At 64.5% G+C, this 9,737-nt stretch carries 12 protein-coding genes; 7 read left to right on the top strand and 5 right to left on the bottom strand.

Annotated features, from left to right (window positions below; translation table 11 throughout):
• The 4 genes from B4E36_RS17130 to hemC all read right to left on the bottom strand — a co-directional run.
• The coding region (locus tag B4E36_RS17130) for a heme biosynthesis HemY N-terminal domain-containing protein (protein WP_345900596.1) at window positions 1-260 on the bottom strand (260 nt) is incomplete at its 3' end.
• 11 nt (window positions 261-271) lie between these two features.
• Complete coding sequence (locus B4E36_RS17125; protein WP_292051942.1) at window positions 272-1,534, bottom strand: hypothetical protein; 1,263 nt, start codon at window positions 1,532-1,534, stop codon at window positions 272-274.
• A gap of 110 nt (window positions 1,535-1,644) precedes the next feature.
• Window positions 1,645-2,361 carry a uroporphyrinogen-III synthase gene (locus B4E36_RS17120; RefSeq protein WP_292051944.1) on the bottom strand — a complete coding sequence of 239 codons (717 nt, stop codon included), beginning with the start codon at window positions 2,359-2,361 and terminating at the stop codon, window positions 1,645-1,647.
• A gap of 8 nt (window positions 2,362-2,369) precedes the next feature.
• Window positions 2,370-3,299: a hydroxymethylbilane synthase gene (hemC, locus tag B4E36_RS17115; RefSeq protein ID WP_292051947.1), complete on the bottom strand. Its 930-nt coding sequence runs from the start codon at window positions 3,297-3,299 to the stop codon at window positions 2,370-2,372.
• A 65-nt stretch (window positions 3,300-3,364) separates the two neighbouring features.
• Here hemC and tsaD point away from each other — a divergent pair, with 65 nt between their 5' ends.
• From tsaD to B4E36_RS17080, 7 genes are all read left to right on the top strand, one after another.
• Window positions 3,365-4,462 carry a tRNA (adenosine(37)-N6)-threonylcarbamoyltransferase complex transferase subunit TsaD gene (tsaD, locus tag B4E36_RS17110; protein WP_292051949.1) on the top strand — a complete coding sequence of 366 codons (1,098 nt, stop codon included), beginning with the start codon at window positions 3,365-3,367 and terminating at the stop codon, window positions 4,460-4,462.
• The gene (locus B4E36_RS17105; protein WP_292051953.1) at window positions 4,459-5,439 is read left to right on the top strand and encodes an NAD(P)H-dependent glycerol-3-phosphate dehydrogenase; all 981 of its coding nucleotides are present in this window, start codon (window positions 4,459-4,461) and stop codon (window positions 5,437-5,439) included. The genes tsaD and B4E36_RS17105 overlap by 4 nt, the downstream gene beginning before the upstream one ends.
• 11 nt (window positions 5,440-5,450) lie before the next feature.
• Window positions 5,451-5,744, top strand: a complete 294-nt coding sequence (locus tag B4E36_RS17100) for a YciI-like protein (protein WP_292051955.1) — start codon at window positions 5,451-5,453, stop codon at window positions 5,742-5,744.
• Window positions 5,745-5,747: 3 nt separating this feature from the next.
• Window positions 5,748-6,167, top strand: a complete 420-nt coding sequence (locus B4E36_RS17095; RefSeq protein WP_018062797.1) for an EVE domain-containing protein — start codon at window positions 5,748-5,750, stop codon at window positions 6,165-6,167.
• A 22-nt stretch (window positions 6,168-6,189) separates the two neighbouring features.
• On the top strand, window positions 6,190-6,378 hold the full coding sequence (locus B4E36_RS17090; RefSeq protein ID WP_292051959.1) for a hypothetical protein: 189 nt from the start codon (window positions 6,190-6,192) through the stop codon (window positions 6,376-6,378).
• Between the two features lie 242 nt (window positions 6,379-6,620).
• Complete coding sequence (locus tag B4E36_RS17085; RefSeq protein WP_292051960.1) at window positions 6,621-8,756, top strand: sodium-translocating pyrophosphatase; 2,136 nt, start codon at window positions 6,621-6,623, stop codon at window positions 8,754-8,756.
• A 73-nt stretch (window positions 8,757-8,829) separates the two neighbouring features.
• Window positions 8,830-9,177, top strand: a complete 348-nt coding sequence (locus tag B4E36_RS17080; protein WP_292051962.1) for a hypothetical protein — start codon at window positions 8,830-8,832, stop codon at window positions 9,175-9,177.
• 66 nt (window positions 9,178-9,243) lie between these two features.
• Here B4E36_RS17080 and B4E36_RS17075 read toward each other — a convergent pair.
• Window positions 9,244-9,737 (bottom strand): outer membrane protein assembly factor BamE (locus B4E36_RS17075; protein ID WP_345900595.1); only part of this gene is annotated, 494 nt, incomplete at its 5' end.

Genomic DNA, 9,737 nt, shown 5'->3' with positions numbered 1-9,737 from the left:
GCCTGATAGCCGCGGTCGCGCTTGCGGGCGCGGAAGTAGCGGGTCACGCTTTTGGGCGAGGTCCAGATAGCGCTGATCAGCCACCAGACGATCATCACCACGAAGATGAGGGCGATCAAAAGCGCGAGCGCGGTCGTCAGCGGCGTTTCGAACATCTGGCCCTGCCAGACAAGCGTCAATTCGCCGGGTCGGTCGGCAAACCAGGAAAAGCCCAGCGCGAAGGCAAGAACGATGATCGCGAAAATCAAAAGCCTGATCATATCCTACCTCCTCAATTGCCGGATGGCGCGACGGGCGCGCCGGCGGTTGCGCCGAGTGCGTTCGACAGCGTGGTGGAAACCAGATCATCGGCCTCGATCCGGGCTTTCAGCCCGTCGGCGAATTTCTGCGAGGCCTGTTTTCCGGCCTCCGGCAAGGTTTCCCATTCGCTCTCCGCCGTCTTCAGGTCTCCCTTGGTCAGCGCGCTCTCGATGCGCGCGACGATTGCCGGCACGGTGTCGCCCTCGACATCGCCGACGGGGCGCACGCTGACGAGGCCTTTGGCGCTGTCGACCAGACGATTGAAGATATTGCCCTCCGGCGGCGGCGGTTCGGCGGCCGCGATGATGGCGTCGGCGGTCTCGGAGAATTCGGCGGCGAGTTCCTCGCGGGTCGGGATGCCGCTTGTCGCGAGCGCCTTGAGCTTCGAGAGATCGGCGTCTGCCGGCGCGACCTCGGCATAGGTCGCAAGCTCGCTCGCGAAACTGTCGCCCCGGTCGATCGCCGATTTCAGGGCGGCGGCGGCGATAGCGCGGGCAACGGCCAGATCCTTGCCGGGCGTATTCACCTTGGCCTCCAGCGCCGAAAGCTTCTGCTGCATGTCCTGCTGGCCGGAGGCGAGGCTGGATTTCAACTGGTCGAGATCGGATTGCAGGCTTTTCACCGCGCCGGTGTCGTTCTGCTGGGTGCTCTGGATGGCATCGATCTGCTGCTTCAGGCTCGCAATGTCCTCTCCCGAGGAGCTGGAGTTCTGCACCTGCTGTTTCAGCGCATCGAGTTGCGACTGGATCGCGGCCGAGCCGTCATTGGCCTTCAGCGTCTCGATTTCCTGGCGGAGCGCGGCGATCTCGTCATTGACCTTGCCGCTCATTCCATTGCCGAGCATGCCGGCGGAGGAGAGCGCATATGCGCCCGCAAGCGCGATCACGGCACCGGCCATACCAGCCAGAAGCACGAGGCCGAAGCCGGGGCCTTTGCGGGGTGGAACCGGCGGAGCCGGCGGTTCTGGCGGCGGCGGGCTACCTGCCTTTTCGCCGGCAGGGTCGTCTTCGCCGACCTCTTCATCGCCAAGCCTCGCCGCCTCCGAAATCTCCTCGCCCTGATGTTCCTCATGGCGCTTGATCGCGGCGGCGACATCGGCCATCGCGGTTTCAACGGCGGCATCATCCGTCCGGGACGGGACGGGCGCTCGCGCGTTCGTGGCTTCCGGCGCCGTGTCTTCTGTTGTCGCGTCGTTTTTCTTGTCGTTTTTCGAAGACGGCGTATCCGAAACCATGGCTACCTCTTTTGCAGTTCTCGGTTCTAGGGTAGTGGCCGAGTGGTATTAAGAAAAGGCTTTTGTTGAAGACTTGTTCCCCGCCGCCTCGGCCTTTCTGGCGAAACGCCTCACGCCAGCAGCGCAAGCAGGCTTTTCTCGTTCGTCCTGTCGGCGATGCGCACATGATCGGCCAGCTCCGCCGGCACGGCATGCGCCACATTGGCCGAAAGACAGATGAGGGCCGGCGGTTCGTTGCGTTTCGCGAGTGCCTTGCCCGCGCCGAGCGCGAAGAAGCGTGCCGCCGTCATATGGGAATAGAACAGGATCGCGTCGACCGCTCCGACACGGGTCTCGATTTCCGCCACGGCATAGGTCACAGGCTCCATGGCATAGACGGTGACGGTCTCGAACGGCACGTGCAGGGCCTCGAGCCTGCGCTCCAGCCAGGGTGCGCGCGGTGAACCTGCCAGATAGAGGAGCGGGGCGCGGACAAACAGCGAGGGTTCGGCGGCGATCGCCTCCGCAAGCCGCTCACCATTGCCCGGGCCGGTGAAAACGCGCGTGAAGCCGGCCTCCCTGGCCCTGCCGGCGGTCTCCGCCCCGACGGCGAAGACTGGTCGATCGATCATCTCGCGGGCGTCGCGCTTCGCCTCGATCCCGTGCAGAGCCTCGGTGCTGGTGACCGCAAGCGCCGCCCAGCTTTCACGGGCGATCGTATCCCTGGCTTTGTCCGGATGATGCACGGTCTCGAACAACGGCATGGAAACCGGCTGGTGGCCCATGGCGGCAAGCAACGCGCCGGTCTTTTCGGCCTTGTTTTGCGGACGGGTCACCAGAACGCGCATCGCTAGCCTCAGGTCCAGTCCTCGAAGAAGCGGGGGCCGGCGCGTCCGCGCAGCGTTTCGCCGGCCGCGCGGCCGAGCGCTTGGGCTTCGGCGCGCAAGCCTTCAACGGCGATGTCATGGGCCTGCCGCCCGTCCGGCGTCAGGATCAGGCCGGAGAAACGGATCGTATCGCCTTCGAGCAGCGCATGGCCCGCGATCGGCGTGCGGCAAGAGCCATCGAGGGCGGCCAGAAAGCCGCGCTCGCAGGCGACGGCGTCATAGGTGTCGCGATCGTTGATCGGGGAAAGCAGCGCCGATATCCGCGCGTCATTCTCCCGCTGCTCGATACAGATCGCGCCCTGGGCCGGGGCAGGAATAAATTCCTTTGGGTCGAGAACCTCGGTCGCCACATCCTGCATGCCGAGGCGTGACAGGCCGGCATAGGCAAGGAAGGTGCCGTCGACGGCCCCATCGGCGAGCTTCTGCAGCCGCGTCTGCACCGAGCCGCGGAAAATCACCACTTCGATATCGGGCCGCAGCCGGCGAATCATCGCCTGGCGCCTGAGCGAGGAAGAGCCGACGATCGCGCCCGCCGGCAGGTCGGCGAGGTTTTTCACGGTGCGTCCGATGAAGGCGTCGCGCGGGTCGGCGCGCGGCAGGAAGGTGGAGAGCGTCAGCCCTTCCGGCAGCGCCGTCGGCATGTCCTTGGAGGAATGCACGGCGAAATCGAGCGCGCCGGAAAGCAGCTGCTCCTCGATCTCCTCGGTGAAAAGCCCCTTGCCGCCGATCGCCGCCAGCGCGCGGTCGGTGATCCGGTCGCCCTTGGTGGAGAGCACCACGAACTCGAACATATCCTCCGGCAGGCCATGGGCGGCCATCAGCCGGTCGCGGGTTTCATGCGCCTGCGCCAGCGCCAGCGGGCTGCCGCGCGTTCCGATCCTGTAAGGTTTCGTTTGCATCCTGCGTCCACCATTGTTACCGGGTGTCTCGTAAACCGGATTGCGCCCTGCCGCAAACAATCGCGATGAAAAAACAGACACTCTTTCTCGGCATCGAATCGAGCTGCGACGAAACCGCCGCCGCCATCGTGGCGATGGACGAGGCCGGTCGCGGCGAGATTATCGCCGATCTGGTGCTGAGCCAGTTGGAAGAACACGCGGCCTTTGGCGGCGTGGTGCCGGAGATTGCCGCGCGCGCCCATGTCGAGGCGATGGACGGGTTGATCGCCGGCGCGCTTGCCGAAGCGGGCATCGGTTTCGGCGATCTCGACGGTATTGCCGCGACAATCGGTCCCGGGCTGATCGGCGGGCTGATCACCGGCGCAATGAGCGGCAAGGCGATCGCCTATGCCGCAGACAAGCCGTTTTACGGAATCAATCACCTTGAAGGCCATGCGCTGACGGCGCGGCTGACCGATAATGTCGCCTTTCCCTTCCTGATGCTGCTGGTTTCCGGCGGCCATACCCAGATCGTGCTGGTCAAGGGCGTGGGCGATTACGAACGTTGGGGCTCCACGATCGACGATGCGCTCGGTGAGGCCTTCGACAAGACGGCGAAGCTTCTGGGGCTCGGCTATCCCGGCGGGCCGGCGGTGGAGAAGGCGGCCGCGACCGGCGATCCGCGGCGGGTGAAACTGCCGCGGCCGATGAAGGGCGAGGACCGGCTGGATTTCTCCTTCTCCGGGCTCAAGACCGCCGTGCGTCAGGCGGCGCAGGCGCTGGCTCCGGTGAGCGAGCAGGATATCGCCGATATCTGCGCCGCCTTCCAGCTTGCCGTGACCGATACGCTGGAGGACAGGATCGCCCGCGCGCTTCAGCGCTTCCGGGCCGAAGGTCTCGCCGGCGATGCTCCGCCCGCGCTGGTGGTCGCAGGCGGCGTTGCCGCCAATGGCGCGATCCGGACGATGCTGACAGGGCTTTGCGCAAAAGAGGGCTTCTCCTTCGTCGCGCCGCCCTTGCGGCTCTGCACGGACAATGCGGTGATGATCGCCTGGGCGGGGCTGGAGCGCCGGCGCGCCGGTTTTGATCCGGACGATATGGAAATTTCCGTGCGCTCGCGCTTTCCGCTCGACGGCAATGCGGCGGCGCTGATCGGCAGCGGCAGAAGAGGGGTCAAGGCATGACCAGGAACACAGTCGTCATCGGCTCCGGGGCGTTCGGCACCGCGCTTGCCGCCGTCTTCGCCCATGAGGGCGAGGACGCCGTCACCCTGCTCGGTCGGGATGCCGGGCTGATCGCGATATTGCAGAAGACCCGGCGGCATCAGGCAGCGCTTCCCGGCATCGCCCTTCCGGCCGCGCTGTCGTTCACGATCGATCCCTCGGTGCTTGAGACGGCCGACATCGTGGTGCTGGCGATGCCGGCGCAGGCCCAGCGCGCTGCGGCACTCTATTACGGTCCGTACCTCAATCCCGATGCCGTGATCGTCTCCGCCGCCAAGGGCATCGACCGCGCCAGTGGTCGGCTGATCACCGATGTGCTGAATGAAACGCTGCCGGATCATCCAGCCGGCGCGTTGTCCGGTCCCGGCTTCGCCATCGATCTCGCCGCCGGCAAGCCGATCGCCATGGTGCTTGCCTTCGAAAACCGCGACCGCGCCAGGGAGATTGCGACCATCCTCTCGGGGCGCACCTTCCGGCTTTATGCCTCGGGCGATCCCGTCGGCGTGCAGATCGGCGGCGCGCTGAAGAATGTGCTGGCGATCGCCTGCGGCATCGTCGAGGGCGCGGATCTCGGCGAATCCGCCCGCGCGGCGCTGATATCGCGCGGCCTTGCCGAAATGTCGCGGCTCGCGGTCGCCATGGGCGGCGAGCCGGAAACGGTGCGCGGGCTTTCCGGCCTTGGCGATCTTGTGCTGACGGGCACCTCGCGCCAGTCGCGCAATTTCCGCTATGGCGTGGCGCTGGCCGAGGGTAATTTCGAGAGCGTCAATGCAGCACTTGTCGAAGGCGTCTACAGCGCCTCCGTTGCCAGCGAACTTGCCGCGAGCCATGGCGTGGAGATGCCGATCTCAAGCGCCGTCGCCCGCGTGCTCGAGGGCAAGCTCGGCATTCCGCAGGCGCTGGAAGAACTGATGAGCCGGCCGATCACGACCGAATGAAGGAGAAAACCATGCTCTACGCCGTCTTGTGCAAGGACAAGCCCGACCATATCCATGTCCGCATGGAAAACCGCCCGCGCCATCTCGAATGGCTCGACGGGCTCAACGATAAGGGCACGCTGAAGATCGCCGGTCCGTTTCTCGACGGCGACGACAAACCCTGCGGCTCGATGCTGATCATCGAAGCCGACAGCCAGGCGGACGCGGAAGCGATCGCGGCCGAGGACCCCTATGGCAAGGCCGGCCTGTTCGAAAAGGTCGAGGTCAAGCCTTACAAGTGGCTCTACAACAATCCGGAGGCATAAGGCATGGCCTATTGGCTGTTCAAATCCGAGCCGTTCAAGTTTTCCTGGCAGATGCTGAAGGACAAGGGCGCGGCTGGCGAAGAGTGGGACGGCGTGCGCAATTATCAGGCGCGCAACAATATGCGGGCGATGGAAATCGGCGACAAGGGCTTCTTCTACCACTCCAATGAGGGGTTGGAGGTCGTCGGCATCTGCGAGGTCTGCGCGCTCGCCCATCACGACAGCACCACCGATGACCCGCGCTGGGAATGCGTCGATATCCGCGCGGTCGAGGACATGCCGAAGCCGGTGACGCTGAAGGATGTGAAGGCCAATCCCAAGCTCGCCGACATGTCACTCGTGACGTCCATGCGGCTCTCCGTTCAGCCGGTGAAGGAAGACGAGTGGCTGGAAGTCTGCCGCATGGGCGGGATGGACGTCTGACAGGCGGAACGGGAGCGATCTCATGAGTATCTGGCATTTGGTGGTGCTTGCGCTTCTGGCGGTTGGTTACATCTGGCCGGTGACGATCATCCTGAAGCGCATGGGCTATTCGCCCTGGTGGGCGCTCCTTTCGGTGATCACGCCGCTGAACATGATCGGCCTCTGGGTACTGGCCCGCGCCCGCTGGCCCCGCGTCGAGGAAAAGCTTTAGGCCCCACATAGCCCGCCATCTCTATCGTCTAAAGTGCGCCAATGGCACTTGACGCTTCGGCTGCGGCCCATCACTCTCCCTTTGGCTGCGGGACGCGGGAGGAACAGGACGTCCCGGCAGCGCTATACGGCGGTTTCGGACCAGCCGGCAGGTGGGAAACCTTCCGACAGGGCGATTTTCGCCGCGAGGTCAATTCGGCCGACATGCGCCTTCGCGCCGGCCGTAGAGGGAAGGAAAGCGAAATGACGATACTGCTTGCCGTGATTGTCTGCGGCCTTTTGTCGATCGTGTACGCCCTGTGGGCGATCCGCTCGGTCATGGTTGCCGATCAGGGAACCCCGCGCATGAAGGAAATCGCGGGCTATATCCGGGAAGGGGCGCAGGCCTATCTGACGCGCCAATATACCACGATCGCCATCGTCGGCGTGGTCGTCTTCATTCTGGCCTGGCTGCTGCTTTCGCTGACGGCGGCAATCGGCTTCGTCATCGGCGCTGTGCTTTCGGGTGCTGCCGGTTTCATCGGCATGCATGTCTCCGTGCGCGCCAATGTGCGCACCGCCCAGGCGGCGTCCTACAGCCTGGCGTCCGGCCTCGATATCGCCTTCAAGTCGGGCGCGATCACCGGCATGCTGGTGGCCGGTCTCGCGCTGCTCGGCGTCTCCGTCTACTACTATATCCTGACCGCCATCCTGGGCCACGCGCCGGATGATCGCCATGTCATCGATGCGCTTGTCGCGCTTGGTTTCGGCGCTTCGCTGATTTCGGTGTTCGCGCGTCTCGGCGGCGGCATCTTCACCAAGGGCGCCGATGTCGGCGGCGATCTCGTCGGCAAGGTCGAGGCCGGTATTCCGGAGGACGATCCGCGCAACCCGGCGACCATCGCCGACAATGTCGGTGACAATGTCGGCGACTGCGCCGGCATGGCGGCCGATCTGTTCGAGACCTATGCCGTCTCGGTGGTCGCGACCATGGTTCTCGGCGCGATCTTCTTCGGCGGCGCGGCGGTGCTTGGCGATGTCATGCTGCTGCCGCTGGCGATCTGCGGCGTCTGCATCCTCACCTCCATTGTCGGGACCTTCTTCGTCAAGCTCGGCACCAATGGCTCGATCATGGGCGCGCTCTATCGCGGCCTGATCGTGACCGGGCTGCTGTCGATCGTCGGCATCGGTCTTGCCATCTGGGCGACCGTCGGCTTCGGTTCGATCGGCGATGTCGCGGGCCGCAACATCACCGGCCTGGCGCTGTTCATCTGCGGCATTGTCGGCCTGATCGTCACCGCGCTGATCGTGGTGATCACCGAATATTATACCGGCACGGGCAAGCGCCCGGTGGTATCGATCGCCCAGGCATCGGTTTCCGGTCACGGCACCAATGTGATCCAGGGGCTGGCGGTTTCACTTGAATCGACGGCGCTTCCGGCAATCGTGATCTGCGGCGGCATCATTTCCACCTATCAGTTGGCGGGCCTGTTCGGGACCGGCATCGCGGTTACCGCCATGCTCGGAATCGCGGGCATGATCGTGGCACTCGATGCCTTCGGCCCGGTCACGGATAACGCCGGCGGTATCGCGGAAATGGCGGGACTGCCGCCGGAGGTGCGCAAATCCACCGACGCGCTGGATGCGGTCGGCAACACCACCAAGGCGGTCACCAAGGGCTATGCGATCGGCTCGGCCGGTCTCGGCGCGCTGGTGCTGTTTGCGGCCTATTCGAACGATCTTGCCTTCTTCGCGGCGCACGGTGATCAGTATCCGTTCTATGCCAATATGGGCGATATCTCGTTCTCGCTGTCCAACCCCTACGTGGTCGCGGGCCTGATCTTCGGCGGGCTGATCCCCTACCTGTTCGGCGGCATCGCGATGACGGCCGTGGGCCGGGCGGCAAGTGCGGTGGTGGCCGAGGTGCGCCAGCAGTTCCGCGACAAGCCGGGCATCATGAGCGGCACGGAAAAGCCGGATTACGGCCGGGCCGTCGACATGCTGACCCGCGCCGCGATCCGCGAGATGATCGTGCCCTCGCTACTGCCGGTGCTGGCGCCGCTGGTGGTGTTCTTCGGCGTCTGGCTGATGTCGGGCTCCAAGGCCTCCGCCTTCGCGGCCCTCGGCGCCTCGCTGCTCGGCGTGATCGTCAACGGTCTGTTCGTCGCGATCTCGATGACGTCTGGCGGCGGCGCCTGGGACAATGCCAAGAAGAGCTTCGAGGATGGCTTCGTCGATGCCGACGGCGTCACCCACGAAAAGGGCTCGGAAGCGCACAAGGCCTCGGTCACCGGCGATACCGTCGGCGATCCCTACAAGGACACCGCCGGCCCCGCCGTCAACCCGGCCATCAAGATCACCAACATCGTGGCGCTGCTGCTGCTGGCGGTATTGGCGTAAGGTTCATTCCCCCCGGCTTCGGCCGGGGGAATTTTTCGGGTTGGTCGAGCTCGCGGAAAAGGAGAGGAATTGCATGAAAGGACTTTTGGTGGCCGTCCTCGGCCTTGGCCTTCTTGCGGGGTGTCAGTCGACGCAGGAAGCAAATGAATTTGCTGTGGCCCAGACGGCGCTGGCCGGCAGCAAGGCCATGCAGCGGGAAGTTTCAAAAGAGTGCGCCAACGAGATGAAGGTGCTTGGCGCCGAAGACATTCGTATGATTGCGGTCTTGCTCGACACCACAAAGTCCAAGGCTCTGCCCCTCCTATGCTCGCGCATCGTAACCGCCATGGCCAATGGTGATCTGACCTATCAGGATTACAAGGCCGCCCAGCGTGGAGGACTTTCGCCGAAGGTCGTTCGGGTGATGCAGGGCACGAACTGAGCGGCTGCGAAAATCGCCGGTCAAATGAAATGGCAGGCCCGAGGGCCTGCCATTTGCTCTTGAGGATTAGGGGCCAACCACGCCGGCATTGTTGCCAGCGCCGAAGAAGTCGCGGGCGGCGCTGCCACCGGTGCCCTGCAGGATCTGCTGGATGAAGGTGATGTCCTTGCCGCCGGTTGGCGTCGTTTCGGTCGCCATGTCGATGACATTGCCGTCCTGCAGCGTGTAGCGGCCGATGCGTTCGACCCGGCCATTGCCGTCGAAATAGACCGCGAGGATTTCCTGGTCGACAAGACGCGGCTTCTGGAAGGTGAAGCGCTTTTCCTTCTTCTGAGAAATGTAGAAGAACACTTCATTGTCGAAGGTCGCGGTGGTCGAGGGCTCGCCGAGCGTGAGCACAACCTGTTCGCGGCTGGAGCCGACCTTGACGAGTTGCAGCATCTCCTCGTCGACGACATAGCCCTGGTAATAGACGTTCTTGCTGCCGATGACATCGCTGGTCGAGCAGCCTGCGACAAGAAGGGTAACGGCGACAAGGGCACCGGCGGCTGCCGGTCGGG

Source organism: Martelella sp. UBA3392 (assembly GCF_002358775.1).
Lineage (GTDB): Bacteria > Pseudomonadota > Alphaproteobacteria > Rhizobiales > Rhizobiaceae > Martelella > Martelella mediterranea.
The sequence above is the reverse complement of the archived record's forward strand: the minus strand, read 5'-3'. Positions and strand labels throughout refer to the sequence as shown.

Bases quoted from the DNA above. Each gene is read 5' to 3' on its own strand.
- B4E36_RS17105 (WP_292051953.1), top strand. From the start codon at position 4,459: ATGACCAGGAACACAGTCGTCATCGGCTCCGGGGCGTTCGGCACCGCG.
- B4E36_RS17080 (WP_292051962.1), top strand. From the start codon at position 8,830: ATGAAAGGACTTTTGGTGGCCGTCCTCGGCCTTGGCCTTCTTGCGGGG.
- hemC (WP_292051947.1), bottom strand. From the start codon at position 3,299: ATGCAAACGAAACCTTACAGGATCGGAACGCGCGGCAGCCCGCTGGCG.
- B4E36_RS17085 (WP_292051960.1), top strand. From the start codon at position 6,621: ATGACGATACTGCTTGCCGTGATTGTCTGCGGCCTTTTGTCGATCGTG.
- B4E36_RS17120 (WP_292051944.1), bottom strand. From the start codon at position 2,361: ATGCGCGTTCTGGTGACCCGTCCGCAAAACAAGGCCGAAAAGACCGGC.
- B4E36_RS17125 (WP_292051942.1), bottom strand. From the start codon at position 1,534: ATGGTTTCGGATACGCCGTCTTCGAAAAACGACAAGAAAAACGACGCG.
- B4E36_RS17090 (WP_292051959.1), top strand. From the start codon at position 6,190: ATGAGTATCTGGCATTTGGTGGTGCTTGCGCTTCTGGCGGTTGGTTAC.
- tsaD (WP_292051949.1), top strand. From the start codon at position 3,365: ATGAAAAAACAGACACTCTTTCTCGGCATCGAATCGAGCTGCGACGAA.
- B4E36_RS17095 (WP_018062797.1), top strand. From the start codon at position 5,748: ATGGCCTATTGGCTGTTCAAATCCGAGCCGTTCAAGTTTTCCTGGCAG.
- B4E36_RS17100 (WP_292051955.1), top strand. From the start codon at position 5,451: ATGCTCTACGCCGTCTTGTGCAAGGACAAGCCCGACCATATCCATGTC.